Source organism: Saccharomonospora marina XMU15, assembly GCF_000244955.1.
In the GTDB taxonomy this organism is placed as follows: Bacteria; Actinomycetota; Actinomycetes; order Mycobacteriales; family Pseudonocardiaceae; genus Saccharomonospora_A; species Saccharomonospora_A marina.
The window spans coordinates 1864187-1888782 of record NZ_CM001439.1 but is presented as its reverse complement, the minus strand read 5'-3'; the positions used below and the strand labels follow the sequence as shown (position 1 = coordinate 1888782).

The following is a 24596-nucleotide window of genomic DNA, read 5'->3' as shown; positions in this document are numbered from 1 at the left end:
CCTGCGGAGCCGACAGTGTTAGCGCCACGTCAACATCGCGCAGGTTCAGGCCATGAAGGTGGCCTTCTCCGCACGCCAGGCCTCGTCCGAACGGCCGAGTCGCCAGTACCCGGAGATGGACAGCGCCGTCTTGGGCACTCCCCGCTCGTTGAGCAGGTGCCCGCGCAATTCGCGGACGAACCCGGCCTCGCCGTGCACGAAGCCCTGCATCGTCCCCGGCGGGAAGTCGAGCGCGCGCACGGCGGCGACCAGGTCGTCGCCCGCGTCGCGGTGCAGCCAGCTGATCTCCGCTGCGCTCTTGGTGGCCAGCGGCTGCTGCTCGGCCTCGTTCTCCACCAGCAGCAGTGCCCGCACGCGAGCATCGGCCGGCATCGCCTCGAGCGAGGCCGCGATGGCAGGCAGGGCCGCCTCGTCGCCGACCAGCAGGTGCCAGTCGGCCTGCGGGTTCGGCGCGTAGCCCCCGCCCGGTCCGGCCACCAGCATCTCGTCACCCGGCCGAAGGTTCGCCGCCCACGGACCCGCGAGTCCCGTCTCGCCGTGGTACACGAAGTCAATGACCAACTCGCCCGCCACCGGGTCGTAGCCGCGCACCGTGTAGGTGCGTTGCTTCGGCCACAGTTCGCGCGGCAACTCGGCCTTGATCGCTCGAAGGTCGAACGGCTCGGGATAGGTCACGCCGGGGACGCCGAACAGCACCTTGACGTAGCTGTCGGTGAAGCCGTTGGGAACGAAGTTCGAAAGGCCCTCGCCGCCGGAGACGACCCTGATCATGTGCGGCGTGAGCCGCTCGGTCCGCAGTACGCGCAACCGGCTGACCGGCTTGCCGCCACCGCGCTGCCCGGGCTGCCCGGACTCCGTGCGATCCGCCATACGGGCCTCCTCAGGCTTGACTCAACACTGGCAAGTTAAGGCTAACCTCACTTACTCGCGCGCGGCCACCAAGGGCACGGAAGAGTGACGGGTAGCCGCCAAGGTCGTCCACACGCTACTCACCGCGACCACGGCCAGGGAACCTGTCCGCATGTCGACGTGCTCCCCCGATCCGCGATGAACACTCTTGACAGCCTGTCAACAAGAGACCACCGTGATCGCATGGCGCAGTTCGACTACGACGTTCTGGTGATCGGTTCCGGCTTCGGCGGCAGCGTGAGCGCGCTGCGACTGACCGAGAAGGGATACCGGGTCGGCGTGCTCGAGATGGGAAGGCGCTTCGCCGACCACGAGTTCGCCAAGACCTCCTGGCATGTCCGCGACTACCTCTTCGCGCCCAAGCTGGGCTGCACCGGCATCCTGCGCATCACCCCGTTGCCGGACACGCTCGTGTTGAGCGGCTCGGGCGTCGGCGGCGGCTCGCTCGTCTACGCCAACACGCTGTACGAGCCGCCGGACGCGTTCTACGCCGACCGGCAGTGGGCAGGCATCGCCGACTGGAAGGCCGAACTGGCTCCCTACTACGACCAGGCCAAACGGATGCTGGGCGTCACCAGGTACCCGCTGACCACGCCCGCCGACGAGGTGATGCGTGAGGTCGCCGAGGACATGGGCATCGGGCACACCTACGGCCCCACCCCGGTGGGGGTCCACTTCGGCGGCGAAGGCACCGAACCCGGACAGCAGGTGTCGGACCCGTTCTTCGGCGGGATGGGCCCGCAGCGACGGGCGTGCACCCACTGTGGTGAGTGCATGACCGGGTGCAGGCACGGCGCCAAGAACACGACGGTCAAGAACTACCTGCACCTCGCCGAGCGGGCGGGCGCGAAGGTGCACCCGCTGACGACCGTGCGCGAGGTCCGGCCGCTGGCAGCAGGCGGCTACGCCGTCACCTGCGTCCACACCGGACGACCCTGGCGCAGGCGCACCTTCACGGCAGAGCAGGTGGTGTTCTCCGCCGCCGCGCTCGGCACACAGCGGTTGCTGCACCGGATGCGCGACCGAGGCATCCTTCCGGGGCTCTCCCCCCGGCTGGGCATGCTCGCCAGGACCAACTCCGAAGCCGTACTCGCCGCGCGGACCACCCGGCGCGACACCGAGTTCCATCGCGGTGTCGCCATCACCTCGTCGATCCATCCCGACGAGGTCACCCACGTCGAACCCGTCCGCTACGGCAAGGGCAGCAACCTGCTCGGCCTCATCGGAGCCGTACTCACCGATCCGGTCGAGGGCAAGCCACGCTGGCTGGCGGGGCTTCGCGAGATGCGCCGCCACTGGCGCAAGCTTCCCGCGCTGCACAACCCGAGGCACTGGTCGGAGCAGACGATCGTGTTGCTGGTGATGCAGTCCCTGGACAACTCGATCACCACCTTCACCCAGCGGGGCCTGTTCGGCAGGCGGATGCGCACCAGGCAGGGCATCGGCGAACCCAACCCCGCCTGGATTCCCGAGGGACACGAGGTCACCCGGCGGGTGGCCGACAAGATCGACGGCCTGCCTGGCGGCGGCTGGAACGACCTGTTCAACATGCCGATGACCGGGCACTTCATCGGCGGCTGCGCCATCGGTGACTCACCCCGGACCGGGGTCGTGGACGCCTACCAGCGGCTGTACGGCTACGAGGGTCTGCACGTGGTGGACGGCTCCGCGATCTCGGCCAACCTCGGCGTGAACCCCTCGCTCACCATCACCGCGCAGGCCGAGCGGGCCATGGCGCTGTGGCCGAACAAGGGCGAGCGGGATCCCCGACCGCCACTCGGCTCCGCCTACCGGCGGGTAGACCCGGTTGTCCCGAAACACCCGATCGTGCCCGAGGCCGCTCCCGGCGCCCTGCGGTTGCCTGTCACTACGGCAGAACGCAAGCAGACGTGAGAAACTGCACAACATGACGACGGAATCCATGCCGAAATGGCGAAGGCTGGAACCGGATGAGCGCAAGGAACAGATCTTCACTTGCGCGGCCGAGCTTTTCGGTGAGCGACCCTACACCGATGTGTCCACCTCGGATATCGCGGCGCGCGCGGGTGTCGCGCGCGGCCTGATAAACCACTATTTCGGCACGAAACGCGAACTTTATTTGGCAGTTGTGAAACGCGCGCTCACCGTGCCGCACGTCGCCGTCTCACGGCTTCCACAAGGCTCGCTGGAGGAACGGACGAAGGCGGCCGTCGACTGGTTCCTCGACATGGTGAGCAAGCAGGAGAAGCTGTGGCTGGCAGCCATCGCACCCGAGGGCATCGGCAGGGACGTCGAGGTCGAGCGGATCGTGGACGAGGCCGACCGCACCGCGGCCGACCGGGTACTCGAGGCGATGGGATTCTCCCGCGACGACGCGCGCTGGGAGCAGTTCAACGCCGTGGTGCGCGCCTACGGCGGCATGGTGAAGGCCGCGGGGCGGGAGTGGCTGGTGCAGGCAGCGCTGGACCGCGCGCAGGTGCACGCATTGCTGAGCCAGGTGCTACTCACCCTCGTCAGGGACGTGCTGCCGCGAGTCTCCGAACAGCGGTGACGCCCGGCGCGGCAAGTGGGAAATCGCCGAACAATCGCCGTTGCCCGTGAAATCCCAGCGGGAACACGTGAAATGCGGCGACGACGGAAACTGTCACGGCCAACCCGGTCAGCGCGGTGCCGCGGTACCGACATCGGTGACGGCGACACAGTTGCCCTCCAGGCTGCCGAAGTAGAGGCTGCCCGCCATTTCCCTGACGCCGGTGAGGAGTCGAAAGCCTTCGATCTCGCCACCGAGGTCGTGCACGATCTCGCCTTCGGCGGAGACGCCGAGCACCCCGCAGCTGCGCCGTGGCGACGGCTGCAACGAGGTCGGCAGACCGCGTACGACGCGGCGTAGCGCGGCGGGAAGCCTGCGCACCAAGTCGAGCGAGGCCACCCTGGGACTGGCCTGAGTAACCCAGATCAGCCCGTCGCTGCCGGTGGAGATGTTGTCACAGAAGCCGGCCAACTCGTCGACGAGCAGGTCGGTGGCACCCTCGCGTCGTGGGTCCAGCCACACCCTGCGCACCCGGCAGGCCGACGTCTCCGCGACGGCGACGAACGACTCGTCCGGCGGGAGCGCCACGCCGTTGGCGAACTGCAACCCTGCCGCCAGGACGTCGATCACGCCGTCGGGCGTGCGCCGCAGCAGCCTGCCGGTGCCTGTCTGCTCGATCAGGTCGTCGCGCCACTTCTCGATCCCGAACCGGGTCGAAGAGTCGGTGAAGTAGACGGTTCCCTCGCTGTCGACTGCGGCGTTGTTGCAGAACGTCAGGGGCTGCCCTGCCGCCTCGGTCGCCAGTACCCGCACCGCGCCGTCGCCAAGCCGCACCGAGAGCAGGCCCCGCAGCGCATCGCAGACGACGAGTTCGTCCTCGCCGAGGAACTCCAGGCCCAGCGGTCTGCCTTCGGTGTCGGCGACGGTGTCGATGCGCCTTCCTTCGTCGTCGACGCGGATGATGCGGCCGTCCTCGAGTCCGGTGTAGACGCGGCCGTGCGGGTCGAGCAGCACGTCCTCCGGTCCGACACCGTTGACCGGGATGGTCCGCACCGCGCCGAAGCCCATCGTCGCCTCCCTACCGGTAGCTCAGCAGCCCCGCCGCCTCGCCGTCGAAGTGCCCGTGTTCGTTGAAGGAGAGCATGGTGGTTCCGGAGCGACCGGTGACGATCTTACTGATCCCCGCGTTGACGGTCACCCTGTTCAACGACAGCAGGCCGATCTCGGGCACTCCGAGCAGCGCCCCGCACAGCGTGGAGATGACGCCGCCGGAGGTGAACACCACGGCCTGCTCACCCTTGCCCAGTACGGAAACCAGGTCGTCGAGCGCGCCGGTGACCCTGGCCAGGAAGCGCGGCCAGGACTCGGCACACGGGCTCGACTCGCCCGCCGCCACCCACTTCGCCAGCGCGTCCTCCAGCGCGGCCTGGTAGGCCCTCGGGTCGGCGCTGTCCTGCGCGGCCCCGCCGCCGTGGTGCGCGGCGATGTCGACGTGGTCGTACTCGTTCCAGCGCGGGTCCTGCGCGACGGTGGGGGCCGAGGCCAGCTGCGCCAGCGCCACGGCCGCGGTCGCCCGCTGCCGCGACAGGCTGCCGCAGCGCGCGTGGTCGAGGGTCGCCTCTCTGCGCACCAGTTCCAGTCCCGCCAGCCGGGCCTGCTGCTCACCGCGGTCGGAGAGCACGTCGTAGTCGGCAGCACCGAAGGAGGCCTGCCCGTGGCGCACCAGGTAAACGACGCCCATCAGCGGATACCGATCCGTCGCAGCATGCCTGCGGGAAGCATGCGAACGAGTACGGCCAGCGGCGCCCACGGCCAACTGGGCACGTAGGCCTTCGCCGGTTCCCGCTCGATGGCCCGCACCAGTGCCCGCGCACCCTTGTCGGCGCTCGCGAGCATCGGGGTCCTGCCCGCCCTGCCGGTCATCTCCGACTCGATGTAGCCGGGCAGCAGCGTGGTGACGCGGATGGCCGTCGGCAGCGTGTCCACCCGGATGCCGTCTGCCAGTGCCGACAGCCCCGCCTTGGAGGCCGCGTAGGCGGTGAGATTGCCCGGCATGCCGCGCAACGCGCTGAACGACGACACCACCACGAGGTGCCCCGCTCGCTGCTGGCGAAAGCAGCCCATCGCCGCTTCACACTGCGCCAGCGCCGCGACGAGGTTGGTTTGCATCGTCTGCTGATTGGCGGCGAAGTAGCCGGTGCCGACCGGCTGGCCCTTGCCGAGGCCGGCGTTGACGATCACCCGGTCGATCGTGCCGAGTTCGGCGCGGAACTCGTCGAACACGGTGAAGACGCGGTCGTGATCGTTGACGTCGAGTTCGCTGACCACGACGCGGATACCGGGGTGTGCCTTGGTGAGTTCGGCGGCGAGTGCGGTGAGCCGGTCGGTGCGTCTGGCGCACAGGGCGAGGCTACGGCCGAGCGCGGCGAACCGCCTGGCCATGCCTTCGCCGAGCCCGGAGCTGGCACCGGTGATCACGATGTTCTGGCGCACGGACATGCCTCGACCCTACCGGGTGGTAACAAGCCGGTGGCCCGGCGCGTCACACGCCGGGCCACCGGACCGCACAGAGTGAGCGGTGTCAGTTACCGGTGTAGAGCAGCCGGTTGGGCGTGCCGTCACCGGGGTTGGTGATCTTGTCCGGAGTGGCCGCCGAGGTCAGCGCCTCCGCCACCTGCTCCGGGGTGGCGTCGCCGTGCTCGGCCAGGTACAGCGCCGCCGCTCCCACGACATGCGGCGTCGCCATCGAGGTGCCGCTGATGGTGTTCTCGCCACCGTCGAGCCAGGCCGAGGTGATGTCCTCACCCGGCGCGTACAGGTCCACGACGTCGCCGTAGTTGGAGAAGCTGGCCTGCGCGTCCCGCTCGTTGCTGGCCGCGACGGTGATGGCCTCCTGCACTCGGGCAGGAGAGGTGGTTCCGGCGTCGGTGGACTCGTTGCCCGCTGCGACACCGAAGGTCACGCCTGCCTCGATGGCTCCTCGCACAGCGGTGTCGAGCGCGTCGTCGGCGCTGCCGCCGAGGCTCATGTTGGCCACGGCGGGCCCGCTCGCGTTCTGCGCCACCCAGTCGATCCCGGCCACGACCTGCTCGGTGGTGCCGCTGCCGTTGGCGTCCAGCACGCGCACCGGCACGATCTGCACACCCTTGGCGACGCCGTACTCCTCGCCTCCGATCGTGCCCGCGACGTGCGTTCCGTGACCGTTCTCGTCGCCTGCGTCCTCGTCGTTGTCGATGAAGTCCATACCACCGCTCACCCGGCCACCGAAGGTGCTGTGGTCGGCGTCCACACCGGTGTCGATGACGTAAACGGTGACGTTGTCCGCCTTGGTGGCGTACTCGTAGGAGTCGTCCAGCGGCAGGTCGCGCTGGTCGATCCGGTCCAGTCCCCACGACGGCGGCGACGGCTGCGTGTCGGTGGCGTGTACCCGCTGGTTCTGCACGACGTAGGCCACGTCGTCGTCAGCGGCGATCCGTTTGGCCTCGGTTTCGCTGGCGTGTACCGAGAACCCGCGCAACGCGTTGCTGAACGTCCGCCCGACCTCGGCTCCGTATTCCTGCGCCAGCGTGTGTGCCCGCGCTGTAGCGGCGCTGCGCGCCGTCGTTGTCGCGCCGTCCTTCAGCACGACGAGATAGCTGCCCGCCACCGCGTCTGCGGTGTTCGCGGATCGGATCTGTCCCTGCGCGGCCTGCGCGGGCGCGACGCTCGCGGCGATCACCCCGGTGACGGCCGTGGCTGCCACGATTCCCGCCGTCAGCTTCCGATTCGACTTGCCCGGATTCGGCATCGGCTTCCTCCCTGCTCCCCGGCAACGGCGTGAATCATGAAAGCTGGGCGCCAACATTCGGGCAATGATTCACATTTACCAGTACTGGGCCATTTGGCGGAGCACGTCGCAATCCGCTCACCCCGAAGGCGGCAAGCGGCGCGGCGCCGAGGGTCAGGACCTCTTTCGGATTTGTCCAAACCGCCCGGTTCCGGCGCGGGAACGCCGTGATCGTCGGCGCGGCGGTTCGCATTCTCGGACAGTCCAAAAAGACTCACCTGCCACCGGCTCCCCCTCGCCACCGCCCCCGCCCGAGACCGCGACGATCGCGTGTGCGCGAGCAGGCTCTCGAAGACGGCGACACCGAGTTCGCCCGCGAGGTGGTCGTAGCAGGAGCGGGCCCGGGCTGTCGTCACGGTGGGCGCGGCGTGGCCTGGGCGCTGCTGCGGGCCGCAGCGTTCGTGGCCACCAAGGCGGCGCTGCGTGACGCCTCGCCCGCTGTGGTCATCGGTGTGCGCTGCGAACTGGCCGGGTTGTCTTGCTGGGAGCGCGAGCGGGCGCGATGCGGGGCAGGCGGACAGGCCGGGCAACGCGTAACCGATGACCCCGAGGTACCCGGTGCTGTTGAGCAGTCCGAGTATCGCCGGCCGCGACAGCTCCGATGCCGACGCTCGGAGCCAAGCGTGATCATCTCGGCCGGCCACCGTCGGCTGGATCACCCGTCCGCGTTACACCTGGCTGCTAACATTTGCCGCATCGTTATGATCACGCGATGCCGGGGGGCACGGGTATGGGCGAGACGGTGTTCTCGGATGCGCTCAGGACGGCCATCGCTACCAGCGGGCTCAGTCTCGACCGCATCCAGGCCCGGCTGCACGCCCGTGGGGTGTCGGTGAGCGTGACCGCGCTGAGCTACTGGCAGTCGGGCAAGCGGCAGCCGGAACGCCAGAACTCACTGTTCGCGGTGCGAGCGCTGGAGGACATCCTGCAGCTACCGGCGGGCTCGTTACTCAGCCTGCTCCCGCCACCTCGCCCAAGAGGGGTGGCCTCTCGCAGGTTCAGGAACTGACCCCGCGCTACGCAAGCTTGTCGCGCAACACCTTGCCGGTGGCGTTACGCGGCAACTCCGGCAGGAACTCCACGTCCCTTGGCACCTTGTACCTGGCGAGGTTGCGGCGCACGTGCTCCCGAACACCCTCGGCGTCCAGCCGCGCGCCCTCGGCGGGCACCACGTATGCCTTCAGCCGCTGCCCGAACTCCTCGTCCTCGACACCGACCACGGCCGCCTCCACCACGTCAGGATGCTCGACGAGCAGGTTCTCGACCTCGACCGGGTAGACGTTCTCGCCCCCCGAGACGATCATCTCGTCGTCTCGGCCGTCGATGAACAGCAGCCCGTCGGCGTCGAAATGCCCGACATCACCGCTGCTGAGCAGGCCGTCGATGACTTCCTTGTGCCTGCCGTCGGTGTAGCCCTCGAAAGCCAGTCCGCTGCCGACGAACACCCTGCCGGTCACGTACGGGCGGGTGATGCGCCTGCCGCTGTCGTCGTAGAGCGCCACCCGGCACCCGACCGGTGGCCTGCCGACGGTGCCGGGAGCCCTGCGCCAGTCCTGCGGTGTGGCCACCGTCGCCACCGCGACCTCGGTCGAGCCGTAGAGATTGTGGATGACGTCGCCGAAGATCTCGGTCGCCCTGTTGCCCACCTCGGGTGACAGCGCGGAACCGGCGACGAAGATGATCCGCAAGCTGGAGGTGTCGTAGCGGCCGATCACCTCGGGGGCGAGATCGATGATGCGACGCAGCATCGTGGGCACCAGCACAAGCGCGGTGCAGCGGTGTTCGGCGATGCCGCGCAGCGTGGCCTCGGGATCGAATCGACGGCGTAGCAGCACCTTGCAGCCCAGCGCGAGTGAAAGGATGAACTGCGAGATGCCGGTGCCGTGGAATAGCGGCGCGCCGAGAAAGGTGGCCTCGCCGACCCGAAGCGGGATGCGGTCGAGGAACTGCGCGGAGTCGAGCGCGGAGATCTTGGGCCGCGGTGCCCCCTTGGGCGTGCCGGTCGTGCCGCTGGTCAGCAGGATGAGCCCGCCCGGTTTCGCGGGTGCGGGCATGGCCGCGTCATCGGCGGTCGCCATCACCTCCTCCAGCGTCGGGATGCCCGAGGTGTCCGTGTCGGCCCAGGCGAGGAAGCGGTCCACACCGGTGATGCCACTGAGTACGTCGGTGAACTCCTCGTCGTACACCAGTACCGTGACCTTCTCCCTCACCGCGACGTCGGTGAGTTGCGGCTTGGCGAATCCGGTGTTGAGCAGCAGCAACGGCGCGCCGAGTTTGCCAGCCGCGAGCATGGTGAGCACCAGCCCACGATGGTCTCGGCACAACGCGGCGACAGCGGAGCCCGGCCGCACACCGCGCTGTGACCAGGCGCGGGCAAGCGCGTTGGACCGGCTTTCGAGTTCGGCGAAGCTCAGCGGACCACGCTCGTCGACGATGGCTACGGCGCGGGGGTCGCGGCGTGCCGCGATACGGACCGCACCGGCAAGCGGCCCGAAGCGCTGGGTGGCAAGCAGCGATCCCACGATGACGTCGATCCGGGGCAACGGCACGAGTCCGGCCCGCCACAGCACTTCGACACTGCGGGCCTTTTCCGCGACCTGAGTAGCCAGTCGCACCATGCTGGTCGCCATCCGCATCCGCCGGACACCTCCTCGCGCTCACCGGACCTTAACCTACCCGCTAGTAGGTTATGCGTCGAGCATTTGCTGCCCCGATGCCGCACACGGCGAAGGGCCGTGGTGCGCGACGGCCCGCACACCACGGCCCTTCACAACCGGCCGCGCCGCTTCTCAGCTCACAACTCGGCGCACTGTCCGGTGCTGCTGCCGTAGACGGTGTTGGGCTCGCCGCTGTTGGTGGGTGGCGGCGTGTTCCCGGTGCAACCGAGGCTGCCGAAGATGGTGTTGGCTGCGACCTCGGTGGCATCGGGGTTGTCCGGCGGCACGGAGATGGTGGTGGTGTTGCCGGTCAGCGTCACACTCCCGAGAACGCGATTGTCGTCGAGTTCCAGGTAGCCGGTGTTGTCGGTGAAGCCGGCCCTGCCGAAGATGTTGTTGCCCTCACACGGAATACCGGCATCGGTGTCGCCGATCTGCACGACACCGTCCATCCCGCTGACCGACAGCCTGCCGAGCACGGTGCTTTCACACAACCGCAGACCAACGCCGCCGGTGGCGGTCACGGCCCCGATGATGCGGGCTCCCTCGGCGTTCAGCGCTCCTTCGCCACTGATGTTGACCGAGCCCAGCACGATCGTCCCCGGAAGTAGCGTCGTGGGTTCGGTGATGTCCACCGAACCCGTCACCGGCCCCGATTCCTCGGCCGCGACCGTGACGACAACGAGGTCCGATGTGGACGCCGCACAGGAAGCGTCGCCGCCGTAGTAGGCGGTGATGCTGTGGGAGCCGGGCGCAAGCCCGTACACGGTCAACGAGGCGGTGGCGGTGTCCGGGTCAGCCGGTTGCAGCATGGCGTCGCCGAGGCTGCCACCTTCGGTGGTGAAGTCGACGGTCCCGCCGGGTTGCGCGCCGGCACAGGTCACCGTGGCGGTCATGGTTACGGGATCACCGAAGGTCGGCGACGGCGGCTCCGCCGTCAAGGTGGTGGTCGAGGTCGCGGGTTGCGCCGTGGCCTGGGGAACCAGGACAACGGAGAACGCACCGAACAACACTGCCACACCGGCCACGACCGACCCGACCCGCCGGATACCCCGGCGCGGGCTTCTTCGCGGTGCCGGGAATCCGGTTCCTGCTGGCGTAACGCTCACGAAACGACTCCTCCCGCCTCAGCCGAAATCGCCCGAGGCGCTCACTTTCTGCAACGATAAGAACTCGCACAGTAAAGCCGCGGACTGCGGGCAGCGCACACCCACGAACCCCACCGTGCGATGCGCGACGCCTGCCCGGGTGAGCAGCTGCGCTGTCGGTGGGTGCGCGCACAATCAGGTCGTGCTGCTGATCGTCGTGCGGGAGGCCGACGGCTACGCCCTGCGCCCGCTCGGCGGGCGGGAAGCAGTACCCGAGCACCTCGGCGCGGCCGAATTCGCCGACCTCGCGGTGCGTTGGGAGCGTGAGTTCACCCCGAGGTGGGTCTTCACTTCCGTGGAGCGCGACTACGCCCCGCTGGTGGCCCACGGTGTGCGGTTGGGACGCTGCCACGACCTCGCGCTCGCCGAGTACCTGCTGCTGGCACACGAGGGGCTGCACGAGCAGTCGCGCGGACTGGCCGCCGCCTACGCCAGGGCCAACGGCCTGCCCACACCCACCGACACCGGACCCGACCACTTCGAAGCGGACTCGCAGCCCACGCTGTTCGACCCGACGGACCCGGGCCTGCCCGAAGGCGTGAGCACGCTCGACGCGGCGGAGCAGGTGCTCGCCAGCCAACAGCGGCGGATCAACGGCCTGCCGCGCCCGGACCGGATGCGGCTGCTCGTCGCGGCGGAGTCGGCCAGCGCCCTCGCCGCTGTCGAGATGTCCGCCGACGGCCTACCCTGGCGCGCCGACGTACACGACCTGCTGCTCACCGAACTGCTCGGCGAGAAAGCCGCGAGCGGCCTGCGGCCGAGGCGGCTCGCCGAGCTGGCCCAACGCATCCAGCAGGCCTTCGGCGGCAGGCCGGTCAACCCCGACCATCCCGGCAGCGTGGTGCGCGCCTTCTCGCACGCGGGTATCGAGGTGCCCTCGACTCGGGCGCACGTGCTGCGCCGGATCGACCATCCGGCGGTGGCACCGCTGCTGGAGTACAAGGAGCTGGCAAGACTGCACTCGGCGCACGGCTGGGCCTGGCTGGACCAGTGGGTGCGCGACGACCGGTTCCGGCCGGTGTACGTGGTGGGCGGTGTCGTTTCGGGACGCTGGGCCAGCCGGGGTGGCGCGGCACTCCAGATCCCGAAGGTGCTGCGAAGCTGCGTACGGGCCGATCCCGGGTGGAAGCTGGTGGTGGCCGACGCCGCGCAGCTGGAGCCGCGCATTCTGGCCGCGCTCTCCGGCGACAGGGAGCTGGCCAGGGTGTCCGAATCCACGGACCTGTACACGAGCTTGGCGACGGCCATGTTCGCACGCTCCCCGAGCGCCGAGGACAGGCAGCACGCGAAGATCGCGATGCTTTCGGCCATGTACGGCTCGACGGCGGGCGAGGCCGCCTCGCTGCTGGTGCTGCTGCGGCAACGGTTCCCGACTGCGGTGTCCTATGTGGAGAATGCTGCGCTGGAGGGTGAGCGGGGCGAGCTGGTGCGTTCCCGACTCGGTCGCACGTCACCGCCACCGTCGGCCGCGTGGCGCGCGCTCACCGGCGGCGGTGCCGACGAGGAGAAGGCACGCAGGGCGGCCCGTGACTGGGGCCGGTTCACCCGAAACTTCGTGGTGCAGGCCAGCGCAGCCGACTGGACGGCTGTGCTGCTGGCGGCCCTGCGTCGCAGCTTGCCCGCACCTGCAAGCCTGGTGTTCTTCCAGCACGACGAGGTCGTGGTGCACTCCCCCACCGAACTGGCCCACCAGGTCTGTGCCGCGCTCGACGACGCCGTCGCCGAGGCGACGGCACTGGTGTTCGGACCGGCGTGCCCGGTGCGCTTCCCGATGCCCGCCGATGTGGTCGACCGCTACGACGAGGCCCGCTGAGCCGCCATTGGCTCAGGCCGCCGCGTCGTCGAGCGCACGCAGCACCCGCTTCACCGAAACCGGGTAGGCCGTGCGCAGTGTCTGCGCGAAGAAACTCACTCGCAGTTCCTCAAGCATCCACCGGATGCCCGCCAGTTCCGGCGGCGGCTGCGCGCCCGCAGGCAACGCCTGCAGCGCGGCCCGGTACTCCTCGTACAGCCACGAGATCTCCCGCAGCCTTCGCACGTCGCCCTCGGGGTCGGTCGGCAGCTTCTCCAGCCTGCGCTCGATCGCGCGAAGGTAGCGCACGAGGTCAGCAAGCCGGTCGTAGCCGGTGTCCGTCACGAAGCCGGGATACACCAGCGCCGCCAGCTGCGCCCGCATGTCCGCCAGCGACTCCTCCAGTGCCCCCTTCCGAACCTGCTCCAGCCTGCTCTCGACATCGTGAGCGGCGCGCAGTACATCCTCGACCTCGCGCGACACGGCGAGCACGGTCGGATTCAACCTCGCGCGCACCGATTCCAGCAACGCCGCGAACCCCGCTTCGTCCCACGCGGGCCCGCCCGCGTCGGCCACCAGCTTGTCCACCGCGCAGTCCACGCAGTCCTCCAGCAGGGCGGCGACGCCGCCGTGTGGATTGCGGGTCAGCACGAGTTTGGACTCGTTGCTCAGCCCACGACTGACGTACTTCATCGGTGAGGGCAGGTTGAGCCGCAGCAATCGCCGCGTGCCCCGCCACATCGCCGCCTGCTGCTGGCCGGGTGTGTCGAGCATGCGTACGGCGACGGCATCGCCCTCGTCGACGAGCGCGGGATAGGCCTTCACCTTGTGCCCGCCCCGGTTGGTCTGGAACACCTTCGGCAGCTCGCCGAACGCAGGCGAGCGCAGGCCGCGACGTTCGATGGTCTCGCCCGCTTCGGAGATCGTCTCACGCAGCCGGCCGGTCAGCCGGTGCCGCAATTGCTCGAGGTCCTTGCCCTCGGCGACGGTGCGGTCACGCTCGTCCACGATCCGGAAGGTCATACGCAGGTGGTCGGGCACGGCGCGGAACCGGAACTCCGTCACGGGAACCGCGACACCCCGCAGCGACTCCAGCTCGTCGCTGAGCACCTCCAGCAGCGGCCCGTCCTGCGGCGTGATCCGCGACAGCACCTGCCGTGCGGTGTCGGGAGCGGGAACGAGATTGCGCCGCAACGCCTTCGGAAGCGACTTCAGCAACGCCGTCAACAGTTCCTGTCGCAGGCCGGGCACCTGCCATTCGAAACCGTCGGCGCTCACCTGGTTCAGCACGGCAAGCGGGATGTGCACCGTGACGCCGTCTGCCTGCGTGCCCGGCTCGAACTGGTAGGTCAGCGCGAACCGCAGCTCGCCCTGCGTCCAGGTGTCCGGGTAGTCGGCGGTGCTGATCTCTTCGGCGGCGGCGTTGACGAGCATCGCCTTCTCGAAGTTCAGCAGGTCCGGCTGCTCGCGCCTGACCCGCTTCCACCACGAGTCGAAGTGCCGTGCCGACACCACGTCGGAGCCGACGCGCTCGTCGTAGAAGGCGAACAGCGTCTCGTCGTCGACGAGTATGTCCCTGCGGCGGGCGCGGTTCTCCAGGTCCTCGACCTCTCGCAACAGGTCGAGGTTGTCGTGGAAGAACTGGTGCCGGGTTTGCCAGTCCCCCTCCACCAGTGCGTGCCGGATGAACAACTGCCGCGAGGTCTCGGGGTCGATGCGCCCGTAGTTCACCTTGCGTCCGGTCACCAGCGGGATGCCGTACAGGGTGACGCGCTCGTACGCCATCACCGCGCCCTGCTTGCGTTCCCAGTGCGGCTCGGAGTAGGTGCGCTTCACCAGGTGCTGCGCCAGCGGCTCGACCCACTCCGGTTCGATCCGCGCGTTGACCCTCGCCCACAACCGCGAGGTTTCCACCAGCTCCGCGGAGGCGATCCAGCGCGGCTGCTTGCGAAACAGCGCCGAGCCGGGAAACACCGAGAATCGCGTACCTCGCGCGCCGAGGTAGTCGCCCTTGACGGGGTCTCGCAGCCCGACATGGGACAGCAGTCCGCTCAGCAGCGCGGTGTGGATCTGCTTGGGCTGCGCCGCGACGGTGTTCAGTGTGGCGCCGAGCGGCTTGGCGAGCTGGCGCAGCTGGCCGTAGATGTCCTGCCACTCCCGCACCCGCAGGTAGTTCAGGTACTCCGCGCGGCACAGCTTGCGGAACTGGTTGCTCGACAGCGCCTGCTGCTGCTCGCGCAGGTAGTCCCACAGTTTCAGGTAGGAGAGGAAGTCCGACTCCGGGTCGGCGAAGCGGGCGTGCGCCTGCCTTGCCGCGTCCTGCCGGTCGGCGGGCCGCTCACGCGGGTCCTGAATGGACAAAGCGGCAGCGATGATCATGACCTCGCGGACGCAGCCGTTGCGGGTTGCCTCAACGATCATCCGCGCCAGCCTCGGGTCGACGGGCAGCTGGGCCAGTTTGCGACCGGTGTCGGTGAGTTTGTCGCCGGACGGCTCCAGCGCGCCGAGTTCGCGCAGCAGCTGCACGCCCGCGCTGACCTGGCGGCGGTCGGGTGGCTCGACGAACGGGAACCGCGCCACGTCACCGAGACCGAGCGAGGTCATCTGCAGGATCACCGACGCCAGGTTGGTGCGCAGGATCTCCGGCTCGGTGAACTCCGGCCGCGACTCGAAGTCCTCGCGGGAGTAGAGCCGGATGCAGATCCCGTCCGAGGTGCGACCGCAGCGACCCTTTCGCTGGTTCGCCGAGGCCTGCGAGATCGGCTCGATGGGAAGCCGCTGCACCTTGGTTCGGTGACTGTAACGGGAGATGCGCGCGGTCCCCGGATCGACGACGTACTTGATCCCGGGAACCGTGAGCGAGGTCTCGGCCACGTTGGTGGCCAGCACGATCCGCCTGCCGCGGTGCGGCCGGAAGACGCGGTGCTGGTCGGCCGCCGACAGCCGCGCGTACAGCGGCAGTATCTCGGTGTCGGGAAGGGACAACGCCGAAAGCGCCTCGTGGGTGTCGCGGATCTCCCGTTCACCGGAGAGGAACACCAGGATGTCGCCGGGTCCCTCCGCAACCAGTTCGCGCACCGCGTCCCCGATGGCCTGTACCTGGTCGCGGTCGGCATCGGCTTGCGGATCGTCGGGGTCGACGACAGGCCGGTACCGCACCTCGACCGGGTAGGTGCGTCCCGACACCTCCACGACGGGTGCGTCGTCGAAGTGCCGGGAGAACCGCTCCGGGTCGATGGTCGCCGACGTGATGATCAGCTTGAGGTCGGGCCTGCGGGGCAGCAACTGTTTGAGGTAGCCGAGCAGGAAGTCGATGTTGAGGCTTCGCTCGTGTGCCTCGTCGATGATGATGGTGTCGTACTGGCGCAACATCCGGTCGCCGGTGATCTCGGCGAGCAGGATGCCGTCGGTCATCACCTTGACGAGGGTGCGATCTCCCGAGGTGTCGGTGAAGCGCACCTTGTGACCGACCACCTCGCCCGGTTCGGTGTCCAGCTCGGCCGCGATGCGCTCGGCCACCGTGCGCGCCGCCAGCCTTCGCGGCTGGGTGTGCCCGATCTGCCCGCGCACGCCAAACCCCAGCTCGAGGCAGATCTTCGGCAACTGCGTCGTCTTGCCCGAACCGGTCTCCCCCGCCACGATCACGACCTGGTTGTCGCTGATCGCTTTCGCCAACTCGTCGCGGTGCGCGCTGACCGGCAACTGCTCGGGGAAGGTCAGCCGGGGCACCGACTCCCTGCGCGACCGCACCCGCTGCGCCGCCTTGTCGAGGTCGGCCTCGATGTCCGCAAGGACCCGGCTCGCCGCCGCGCCCTTGCGGGTCTTGCGGGCGCCCTCGATACGGCGGCGCAGCCGATGCTCGTCGCGCAACATGAGCTCGGGCAGGCGGGACCGCAACTCGGTGAACGGGGAAGCAGTAGACATACCGCCCTCCAGCTTAACCGGGCGGGCGGCAGGCCCGTGCTCGCGCCGTCATGCCCTGCGCAGCGCGGCGGCGGTGAGGTCGGCCGGGCTGCGATGTCCCGACAGCGCCATCGTCAGGTCCAGGTCGGCCAGCACGCTACGCAGCACGTGCCGCACCCCGTCCTCACCGCCGAGCGCGAGCCCGTAGACGTACGGCCTGCCCAACAGCACCGCCTTGGCGCCCAATGCGAGTGCCTTCAACACATCGGCTCCGGTACGTACCCCGGAGTCGAACAGCACCTCGATGCGGTCACCGACCGCCGTGGCGATCTCGGGCAGCACCTCCAGCGACGCGGCCGCACCGTCCACCTGCCGCCCGCCGTGGTTGGACACCACGATGCCGTCCATACCCGCGTCCACGGCCCGCCTGGCGTCGTCGACGTGCTGGATGCCCTTCAACACGATGGGCCCGTCCCAGTGCTCGCGCAGGAACGGCAGCGCCGACCAGTGCCGGTCGGTCCCGGTGATCATGGAGATCCAGCGCAGCACCGCCGTCGGCGTGTCCTGCTCGGGCGGCTTGTCAAGCAGTTGCCGAAACGCCGGGTCGGAGAACGCCACCGCCATACCGAGGCCACGCAGGAACGGCAGGTAGCCCGCGTCGAGGTCGCACGGCCGCCATCCCAGGGTCCAGGTGTCGAGTGTGACCACGAGCGTGGAGAACCCGGCCGCGCGGGCGCGGGCGAGGATGCTGCCGCACACGTCCGGATCGCCGGGCCAGTACAGCTGGAACCACCTCGGCCCTTCACCACTGGCCTGCGCGACGTCCTCGATGCTGGTGGAGGAGGCCGTGGACATGACCATCGGTACGCCGAGAGCCGAGGCGGCCCGCGCGGTCGCGGACTCGGCCTCGGGGTGCACGATCGACTGCACGCCAACGGGGGCCAGCAGCACGGGAGCGGGCATCGCAGTGCCGAGCACCGTGGTGTCGAGCTCACGTTCGGTGGCATCGGTCAGCATGCGGGGGACGAGCTTCCAGCGGTCGAACGCCTCGCGGTTGGCGCGCATCGTGGCGCCCGAACCCGCGCCGCCCGCGACGTAGGAGAACGCTTCCGGGTCCAGCACCTCGGCCGCCGAGTCCTCCAGCTTCGTGGCGTCGGTGGAAAACGGTGGTTTCGTGCCGCCGTAGCCCTGCAGGTAGAGCTCGTTCTGGTAGTAGCCGAACCGATCGGGCACCGATGCCTCCCTGTTCGCCGTCACAGCCGCCGTGCTCGCGGCATCCTACGCGGACACCTCGCCGTTGACCTTCAACTCGGTCGAAGGCCCAGAATCGTTCGCATGCACAACATCGGCGCCTTCGCGCGCAGTGTGGGACTCACACCCAGCGCGCTGCGCTTCTACGACGACTGCGGGCTGCTGCCTCCCGCGCACGTGGACCCGGTCACCGGGTACCGCTACTACGAACCCACGCAGCAGGACCGCGCGGTGCTGGTCCGCAAGCTCAGGGCCGCCGGGCTGCGCCTCGCCGACGTGGCCGCCGTGCTCGACGGGCCCGGCGACGTCGCCCGTGAGGTATTGCGTGGGCACGCGCGCAGGCTGCGGGAGGAATCCGAGGCCGCGCGGGCCGCACTGCAGGAGGTGGTGAGCTCCTACCTGTCCGAAGGTCGTACGCAGGTCACGGTGGACGGCGCCGAACTGGCGGGCGCCGTGCGTCAGGTGGCGCCGTCGGCGGCCCGCGACCCCGAACCCGCACCGCTGAGGTGTGTGCTGTTCGAGGTCACCGACACCGAGGTGCGGTTGGTCGCCACCGACCGTTACCGCCTCGCCGTCCGCGAACTCGCGTGCGGCTGGGTCGAGGGGCCGCCTGCCAGGGTGCTGGTACCGGTCCCTGCGCTGTTGGAGGCAGCGGCCTGGGCCGCGCGGGAGAGCGAGGTACAGCTGGCCGTCGAGGAAGGCAACCTCGAACTCTGCGCGCAGGGTTCGCGCTACCCGCTGCCCGCGGGAACCGGCGAGTTCCCGGCCTACCGCGAGATGCTCGCCGCCCTCGCTGCTCCCAAGCAGCGCGTGCTCGTCGACCGGCGAGCCCTGCGCGAGGCGTTGGACAAAGCCGACGCACCCGCGGTGCTGCGCCGTGGCGACGGCGGCAGTACCGACGACGAACTGGTCATCGGCACCACGGCGCTGCCCGCCGTATGCCCCGAGGGGCTGCGCATCGCGTTCGACCCCATGGTGCTCGGACCCGCGGTCGAGGCCAGTGTGGGCCCAGACGTGCTGCTGGAGATCGACGCCGCCGACCGGCCGGTGCTGGTCCGCTCGGCCGACCAGGGCAGCTTCAGCACGCTCGTCATGCCGGTCGCCGACCCGCGGCGTTGAAGGAGACCCGGTGGACACCAGCAACCCGGTAGTGCGGTTGTGCGCACAAGGTATGGCCGCCGAGGCGCGAGGGCTCGACGCCGAAGCGCGTGCACTGTTCGAGCAGGCCTGGCAGCTCGCGGGCGACGACTACGAAGCGTGCGTCGCCGCGCACTACCTCGCACGCCACCAGGACGGCCCCGAGGCCACCCTGCGCTGGAACGAGACGTGCCTGCGACACGCGGACAAGGTCGGTGACGAGCGGGTCGCGGGCTTCTACTGCTCGCTGCACGCCAACATCGCCCGCTCGCACCGCGCGCTCGCGAACACACCGGCCGCGCGGCGCCACTTCGAACTCGCCGCCGACCACCTCGCCGCCGTGCCGCAAGGGCCCTACCGCGACTGGCTGCGTTACAGCGTCGCGGAGGGGCTTCGCGACACCGGACCACCTGCCAGGGCGAATCACCCCAGAATCGCCGTGTTGCTGGAGAAGCTGCTCGACGGCTTCTGCGCCCGCCGGGATCTGCGTTCACTGTGCCTGCTGCTGCCCGCCTACCTCGGCGACCTGGGAGGTGACGACGACGCCGAGCGGCTGGCCACCCACGCCAGGATGCTGCATGCCGAAAAGCGGCTGTCCGAGCACGAGCAGGCCATGTTGAGCGAGGTGATCGAGGCGTTGCCGGGGTGAACCGGCCGCCTCACAGCAGGCCGGTTCGCCGCGCGACCTGCACCGCCTGCCTGCGCGTGGTGACGCCGAGCTTGCGGTAGATGTTGCGCAGGTGCGTCTTGACCGTGTTGGCCGACACGTACAGGTTCGCGGCGATCTCTTCCACGGTGCCCATCGACGGCAACTCCGTCAGTAGCGCCAGCTCCCTGGGCGTGAGCTCGGCCGCGACCTCCTGCCTGGCCGGGGTCAGCCCCGAAAGCACCTCGCCGACGAACGGCTCCAGCATGCCGAAGCGGCCTGCCTGCGCCGCGAGCAGGTCGCGCACGCGGGAACCGGCCTCGTGAAACGGCCGCAACGCCCGCGAAGGGGCAGCCAGTTCCAGAGCCGAGGACAGTCGTTGCCGTGCCAGGTGGGTATCGCCTGCCCTGTCGGCCAGCGAGGCGGCAAGTAGGTGAGCTTCGATGCGGCTGTCCAGCAGCAGGAAGGTTTCCTCCGGCAGCAGCCGGTCGACGTGAGAGCGCGCCGCGGTGATCCGACCGTGGTGCGCGTGTGTCCTGGCACGCATCAGCGCGATCTCCCCCACATCACCCAGGTGGGCGGTGGCCCGCCGCTGCGCGTCCGCCGCCCAGTCCGGCCTGCCCAACCGCAGCGCCATCCGGTGCTCGGCCGTCGCCGCGCGCGCCAGCAGTGTCCGCTGCGGCGTCTCGGTCGGCTCGACAGCGTTCCAGCAGGCACGCAGACCGGCCAATGCGGGTTGCGGGTCGGCGGTGGCGGCCACGATCGAGACGATCGACCGAACGGTGAGGGCGAGCATGCGGTCGTGCCCTCGGCCGGTGAGGCGGGCAGCGGACTCCGCGTGCGCTCGCGCGGATTCGTCGTCGAGTTCCTGGTGTGCACCCCAGGCGGCCATCGCGTGGCCGAGGCAGCCCGCCGCGGTACCGGTGAGTTCGTGGGCGCAGGCCAACCGGCACGCCTGCCCCGCCCAACCACGCACGGCCGGGTAGTCACCCGCCGCGGCGGCGGCAGCGGCGAGGTGGGCCAGGCAGTGCAGTTCCAACTGGTGGTAGCCGCGCTCGCGGGCCTGCCGCAGCGTGTGCTCCAGGTCGTCGGCCGCGCGCCGATGACAACCGAACCACAGCCGCGCGGTGCCGCGGTTGACCAGCGCGAGCGTGCGCAGATCCGGGGAGGCGATGTGGTCGAGCTGGCTGTCCAGCGCCTCGACGTGCGAGGTGAGCCTGCCCGTCAGCCTGCAGTGGTGGGCCAGCGCCACCAGCGCGAGCGCGTAGGTCTGACGGTCCCGGCCCAACGCCTCTCCTTCGGCCAGCCTCGCCAGCCGCGCTTGCGCGCCTTGGCGGTCACCGCCTGCCAGGTCGGCCATGGTGAGCACCAGATCGACGTCGGGCCGCCGTGTCACCGGTTGCGGCAACACGGCTGCCCGCTGCCGTAACGCGACGCCGCCGCCCTGCAGCAGCAGTGTGGGTCCGTGCCGCACCACCAGGTCCGCCAAGAGCTCCTCGTCGGCGGACTCGGCGGCGTGCCGCATCGCCGTGAGCGGTTCGCCGTGTTCGGCGAACCAGGTCGCCGCGGCCCGGTGCAGCGCGGCGACGCAGGCGATGGAGCGCGAGCGAAGCGTGGTGCGAAGGTGGCCGCGCAACAGCGGGTGGCAGCGCAGCCAGCCGCCCACGCTGTCGCCGCGGGTGAGCAGCTGGGTGGCCTGCTCGACGCGGTCCAGCAGCGCGCCCGCGTCGTCGCGATCCGCGAGCCGCCCTGCCAGCTCGACCGTGAACCGCTCACACACGCTCGTGCGCAACAGCACGTCGAGTTGCTCGGCGGGCAACTCGACGAGCACCTCCTGCGCCAGGTAGTCGGCCACCGCGCGGTCGTACTCCGCGAGTCCGTCGATCGTGGTGGCGTGCCGGGGAGAGTCCGCCAGCGCCAGCGCGGCCATGCGCACCGCGGCGGGCCAGCCCTCGGTGCGGCGCAGCAGGCGAGCCAGGTCCGCCTCGGTCAGGCGCACGTCGTGCTCGGCGAGCACGGCGGCGGCCTCGCTTTCGGACAGTGCCAACTCGCGGTGGCCGAGTTCGGCCAGGCTGCCCGCCACCCGAAGGCGGTGCAGCGGCAACGGTGGCCGCCGCCGGGTGCTCAGCAGCAGCCTCGGCCCGCCGGGCACCGCGAGCAGCAGCGACTCCAGCTCTCGCCAGGCGTCTGGTTCGGACAGTAGGTGCGCGTCGTCGAGCACGAGAAACGGCCTGGTGTGCCCGGTGAACTCGCCGGCTTCCTCGGTGATCCCGCGCGGAGCCCTCGGCCACGGCACCAGCCCCCCGGCCGCGCCGGGCAGTCCGCCGCCGCGGCCGTGTTGTTCGTCCACGCCCAGTGCCGCGAGCACCGCACGGCGCAGCGCACCCGGGTGGTTGTCGCCCGCGTCCACGGTGATCCAGGCGACCTCCCCCGCGCGCTGCCGGGCCCACTCGGCCAGCAGTGTCGTCTTGCCGAAGCCGGGCGGGGCACACACCACTGTGACCGGTGACGCCGCGTCGAGCAGGCGCTCCAGCCGCTGCCTGCGCACCTGCCCGCTCGGCGCGGCAGGGCAGACGAACTTCGAGGCGAGCGCCGGGCTCGACTGACTGATTTCCACCGACATCACAGCCAGGTTACGAGAACCACGGGGGTGCCACGACCGCCATTCCACGCGCCGTGTCGCAAGATCTATCGGACGAGTGACCCCGAACCGGGTTGCCCGCGGCGCCGCGACGCGGGTTGCGCATTCACCCGCGACGGATGAGGCGCCCACCGCTTCGCCGCTGCGAGTGTTCGACAACGACGACCCACATTCGCCGAGGGAGAGTCGTTGGTGGACGAACACGGCGAGCAGGAGCCGACTCAGCGACGCTCGCCGCTGCGACGCGCGGGCAAGCTACTGCTCACGCTGACGCTGATCGCCCTCGCGTTCGCGGGCCTGGCGGGCGGTGCCCTCGTGATGCTGTCCGACCGGCTCGCGGGTCAGGTCGAGCGTTTCCCCGACGTGTTCAGCGAACTGGACCCCGAGCAGCGCCCACCGCAGACCCCGATGGTGACCTTCCTGCTCGTCGGCACGGACAGCCGTGCGGGCAGGCCGACGACGGGAGCCGCCGCGCCCGGTACCGAGTTCACCCCTGGCTCGCAGCGCAGCGATGTCGTGATGCTCGCCCAGGTCAACGCCGACGGCTCCCGCGCGGGGGTGGTCTCGCTGCCGAGGGACAGTTGGGTGGACGTTCCCGGGCACGGCACGACGAAGTTGAACGCGGCCTACTCGTTGGGAGGGCCGGGGCTGCTCGTGCACACCGTCGAATCACTCACCAAGATCAGGATCGACCACTTCGCGGTCATCGACTTCAGCGGCTTCCGCGCACTCACCGACGCCGTCGGCGGCATCACCGTCAACGTGGCCAGCCCGGCGACCACGGAGGGATTCCGGTTCCACTCGGGCCCCAACCACCTCGACGGCGCCGCCGCGCTGGCATACGTCAGACAGCGCAAGAACCTCCCAGGCGGAGACCTGGCCCGGGTGCAGCGCCAGCAGAGCGCGCTGCGGGCGCTGCTGGAATCGGCCGTGTCCGACGGCATGCTGTCCGATCCTCTTCGGACATACCGGTTCCTCGACACCCTCACCCACTGGGTGAGCGTGGACGACACGCTGACCAACAGTGCGCTGCGCTCACTGGCACTCGACCTGCGCAGCCTCCGCCCCGGCAACATCACCTTCCTCACCGCGCCGGTTTCCGGGCTCGGCCAGGAGGACGGCCAGTCCGTGGTGTACCTGGACTCCCGGCGGGCACCGAGACTGTGGCGCGCGCTCGCAGCAGGCAACCTCGAACACTACGTGCGGCAGTTCCCCGACAGCAGGCTCGGAAACTCCACCCGCTGAGCCACGCGGCCGAGTGAGCGCTTCGTCCGGACCAGGTGAACCGACGCCGCCACGGGTTCTGCGTTCGGTTCACCACGCCGATATGCGGGCTGGACGGACACTCCTTTCGGAGACCGAGAGGAGCCGCGACGATCGCAGGGAGGTGTCCATGCACCGCGAGGTGGCTTTGGCCAGCGCGTTCGCCGCACTCGCCGACGCGGGTATCGGGAGGCTCGACGAGACCGAGTACGCCCACACGCTCGCGCTGCGCTGCCGCGACCTGCTGGCCGTGGACGAGGCCGCTGCGCTGCTGGCCGACGACCGGTTACGCGTGCAGGCGCTGGCGGCCACGGCGGACACCGCACGCGAGTTGACGACCTTGCAGGCCGACACCGTCGAGGGCCCCGCCGTGGAGAGCCTGCGCTCGGCGATGTGCTCCGGCTCGGCGGACCTGCGCCACGAGTCACGCTGGGCCGCGTTCACCGCCTCGGCACTCAACACCGGCTTCACCTCGGCACACACCCTGCCGCTGTGCGGCAACGGGCAGGTCGTCGGTGCGCTGCTGCTGCTGCGCCACGGCGAGGGTTCACTGGCCGACACCGACCGCGCCATCGGGCAGGCACTGGCCGACACCGCCGCGGCCACGGTGCTGTCCCGGCGGACACTGGGCTCGGCGCAGCAACTCGCTGGGCAGTTGCAGACCGCGCTGCACACCAGGGTGACGATCGAGCAGGCCAAGGGTGTGCTGGCCACCCGGCTCGGCAGCGACCTGGAGTCGGCGTTCGAGGTGATGCGTTCCTTCGCCCGCCGCACCAGGCGCAGGCTCGCGGGCGTGGCGCAGGACGTGATCGACGACGCGCCGTCGGTGCGGCACCTGGCGACCGCCGAGGCACCTCGACGGGGCAGGCAGCAACAACCACGCCCCTACAGCGACGCCAGCTGAGCGGGCGGCC

Annotated in this window: 17 protein-coding genes and 1 pseudogene; 8 read left to right on the top strand and 10 right to left on the bottom strand. The window is 69.9% G+C overall.

All coding sequences use genetic code 11. The features are described from left to right. Positions 1–45: 45 nt before the first annotated feature. The gene (locus SACMADRAFT_RS08895; RefSeq protein WP_009153473.1) at positions 46–870 is read right to left on the bottom strand and encodes a siderophore-interacting protein; all 825 of its coding nucleotides are present in this window, start codon (positions 868–870) and stop codon (positions 46–48) included. 222 nt (positions 871–1092) lie between these two features. Here SACMADRAFT_RS08895 and SACMADRAFT_RS08890 point away from each other — a divergent pair, with 222 nt between their 5' ends. Then, the gene (locus tag SACMADRAFT_RS08890; RefSeq protein ID WP_009153472.1) at positions 1093–2802 is read left to right on the top strand and encodes a GMC family oxidoreductase N-terminal domain-containing protein; all 1710 of its coding nucleotides are present in this window, start codon (positions 1093–1095) and stop codon (positions 2800–2802) included. A gap of 13 nt (positions 2803–2815) precedes the next feature. Beyond that, positions 2816–3439: a TetR/AcrR family transcriptional regulator gene (locus SACMADRAFT_RS08885; RefSeq protein ID WP_009153471.1), complete on the top strand. Its 624-nt coding sequence runs from the start codon at positions 2816–2818 to the stop codon at positions 3437–3439. Between the two features lie 108 nt (positions 3440–3547). Here SACMADRAFT_RS08885 and SACMADRAFT_RS08880 read toward each other — a convergent pair whose 3' ends face one another. From SACMADRAFT_RS08880 to SACMADRAFT_RS08865, 4 genes are all read right to left on the bottom strand, one after another. Beyond that, a complete protein-coding gene (locus tag SACMADRAFT_RS08880; RefSeq protein ID WP_009153470.1) occupies positions 3548–4486 on the bottom strand; it encodes an SMP-30/gluconolactonase/LRE family protein in 939 nt (312 codons plus the stop codon). Positions 4487–4496: 10 nt separating this feature from the next. After that, positions 4497–5159 carry a histidine phosphatase family protein gene (locus SACMADRAFT_RS08875; RefSeq protein ID WP_009153469.1) on the bottom strand — a complete coding sequence of 221 codons (663 nt, stop codon included), beginning with the start codon at positions 5157–5159 and terminating at the stop codon, positions 4497–4499. Then, positions 5159–5917 carry an SDR family oxidoreductase gene (locus SACMADRAFT_RS08870; protein WP_009153468.1) on the bottom strand — a complete coding sequence of 253 codons (759 nt, stop codon included), beginning with the start codon at positions 5915–5917 and terminating at the stop codon, positions 5159–5161. Before SACMADRAFT_RS08870 ends, SACMADRAFT_RS08875 begins: the two co-directional genes overlap by 1 nt. An 82-nt stretch (positions 5918–5999) precedes the next feature. Beyond that, on the bottom strand, positions 6000–7205 hold the full coding sequence (locus SACMADRAFT_RS08865) for a S8 family peptidase (RefSeq protein ID WP_009153467.1): 1206 nt from the start codon (positions 7203–7205) through the stop codon (positions 6000–6002). Between the two features lie 751 nt (positions 7206–7956). Here SACMADRAFT_RS08865 and SACMADRAFT_RS08860 point away from each other — a divergent pair. Then, positions 7957–8241: pseudogene (locus SACMADRAFT_RS08860) on the top strand (hypothetical protein); the annotation flags it as partial. Between the two features lie 19 nt (positions 8242–8260). On the opposite strand, the gene SACMADRAFT_RS08855 reads toward SACMADRAFT_RS08860, so the two are convergent. Both SACMADRAFT_RS08855 and SACMADRAFT_RS08850 read right to left on the bottom strand, forming a co-directional pair. Then, the gene (locus tag SACMADRAFT_RS08855) at positions 8261–9880 is read right to left on the bottom strand and encodes an acyl-CoA synthetase (RefSeq protein WP_009153465.1); all 1620 of its coding nucleotides are present in this window, start codon (positions 9878–9880) and stop codon (positions 8261–8263) included. 158 nt (positions 9881–10038) lie between these two features. Continuing rightward, the gene (locus SACMADRAFT_RS08850; RefSeq protein ID WP_009153464.1) at positions 10039–11010 is read right to left on the bottom strand and encodes an Ig-like domain-containing protein; all 972 of its coding nucleotides are present in this window, start codon (positions 11008–11010) and stop codon (positions 10039–10041) included. 181 nt (positions 11011–11191) lie between these two features. Between SACMADRAFT_RS08850 and SACMADRAFT_RS08845 the strand changes: the two genes are divergently transcribed. Continuing rightward, on the top strand, positions 11192–12862 hold the full coding sequence (locus tag SACMADRAFT_RS08845; RefSeq protein WP_009153463.1) for a bifunctional 3'-5' exonuclease/DNA polymerase: 1671 nt from the start codon (positions 11192–11194) through the stop codon (positions 12860–12862). 12 nt (positions 12863–12874) lie between these two features. On the opposite strand, the gene hrpA is transcribed toward SACMADRAFT_RS08845, so the two are convergent. Together hrpA and SACMADRAFT_RS08835 are read right to left on the bottom strand one after the other, a co-directional pair. Next, positions 12875–16765 (bottom strand): ATP-dependent RNA helicase HrpA, encoded by a 3891-nt coding sequence (hrpA, locus tag SACMADRAFT_RS08840; protein WP_009153462.1) that lies wholly within the window; start codon positions 16763–16765, stop codon positions 12875–12877. Positions 16766–16813: 48 nt separating this feature from the next. After that, entirely contained in the window at positions 16814–17977 is a 1164-nt protein-coding gene (locus SACMADRAFT_RS08835) for a lactate 2-monooxygenase (RefSeq protein ID WP_009153461.1), read from the bottom strand. A gap of 102 nt (positions 17978–18079) precedes the next feature. Between SACMADRAFT_RS08835 and SACMADRAFT_RS08830 the strand changes: the two genes are divergently transcribed. Then, positions 18080–19114: a DNA polymerase III subunit beta family protein gene (locus SACMADRAFT_RS08830; protein WP_009153460.1), complete on the top strand. Its 1035-nt coding sequence runs from the start codon at positions 18080–18082 to the stop codon at positions 19112–19114. Positions 19115–19124: 10 nt separating this feature from the next. Further along, positions 19125–19781 carry a hypothetical protein gene (locus tag SACMADRAFT_RS08825; protein ID WP_009153459.1) on the top strand — a complete coding sequence of 219 codons (657 nt, stop codon included), beginning with the start codon at positions 19125–19127 and terminating at the stop codon, positions 19779–19781. 10 nt (positions 19782–19791) lie between these two features. Here SACMADRAFT_RS08825 and SACMADRAFT_RS08820 read toward each other — a convergent pair whose 3' ends face one another. Next, positions 19792–22401, bottom strand: a complete 2610-nt coding sequence (locus SACMADRAFT_RS08820; RefSeq protein ID WP_009153458.1) for a LuxR C-terminal-related transcriptional regulator — start codon at positions 22399–22401, stop codon at positions 19792–19794. Positions 22402–22611: 210 nt separating this feature from the next. Here SACMADRAFT_RS08820 and SACMADRAFT_RS08815 point away from each other — a divergent pair, with 210 nt between their 5' ends. Both SACMADRAFT_RS08815 and SACMADRAFT_RS08810 read left to right on the top strand, forming a co-directional pair. Beyond that, complete coding sequence (locus SACMADRAFT_RS08815) at positions 22612–23664, top strand: LCP family protein (protein WP_009153457.1); 1053 nt, start codon at positions 22612–22614, stop codon at positions 23662–23664. Between the two features lie 148 nt (positions 23665–23812). Beyond that, positions 23813–24586, top strand: coding sequence for a GAF and ANTAR domain-containing protein (locus SACMADRAFT_RS08810; protein ID WP_009153456.1), 774 nt, complete (start codon positions 23813–23815; stop codon positions 24584–24586). Positions 24587–24596: the final 10 nt, after the last annotated feature.

Bases quoted from the DNA above. Each gene is read 5' to 3' on its own strand.
- SACMADRAFT_RS08895 (WP_009153473.1), bottom strand. From the start codon at position 870: ATGGCGGATCGCACGGAGTCCGGGCAGCCCGGGCAGCGCGGTGGCGGC.
- SACMADRAFT_RS08890 (WP_009153472.1), top strand. From the start codon at position 1,093: ATGGCGCAGTTCGACTACGACGTTCTGGTGATCGGTTCCGGCTTCGGC.
- SACMADRAFT_RS08885 (WP_009153471.1), top strand. From the start codon at position 2,816: ATGACGACGGAATCCATGCCGAAATGGCGAAGGCTGGAACCGGATGAG.
- SACMADRAFT_RS08880 (WP_009153470.1), bottom strand. From the start codon at position 4,486: ATGGGCTTCGGCGCGGTGCGGACCATCCCGGTCAACGGTGTCGGACCG.
- SACMADRAFT_RS08875 (WP_009153469.1), bottom strand. From the start codon at position 5,159: ATGGGCGTCGTTTACCTGGTGCGCCACGGGCAGGCCTCCTTCGGTGCT.
- SACMADRAFT_RS08870 (WP_009153468.1), bottom strand. From the start codon at position 5,917: ATGTCCGTGCGCCAGAACATCGTGATCACCGGTGCCAGCTCCGGGCTC.
- SACMADRAFT_RS08865 (WP_009153467.1), bottom strand. From the start codon at position 7,205: ATGCCGAATCCGGGCAAGTCGAATCGGAAGCTGACGGCGGGAATCGTG.
- SACMADRAFT_RS08855 (WP_009153465.1), bottom strand. From the start codon at position 9,880: ATGCGGATGGCGACCAGCATGGTGCGACTGGCTACTCAGGTCGCGGAA.
- hrpA (WP_009153462.1), bottom strand. From the start codon at position 16,765: ATGTCTACTGCTTCCCCGTTCACCGAGTTGCGGTCCCGCCTGCCCGAG.
- SACMADRAFT_RS08830 (WP_009153460.1), top strand. From the start codon at position 18,080: ATGCACAACATCGGCGCCTTCGCGCGCAGTGTGGGACTCACACCCAGC.
- SACMADRAFT_RS08820 (WP_009153458.1), bottom strand. From the start codon at position 22,401: ATGTCGGTGGAAATCAGTCAGTCGAGCCCGGCGCTCGCCTCGAAGTTC.
- SACMADRAFT_RS08810 (WP_009153456.1), top strand. From the start codon at position 23,813: ATGCACCGCGAGGTGGCTTTGGCCAGCGCGTTCGCCGCACTCGCCGAC.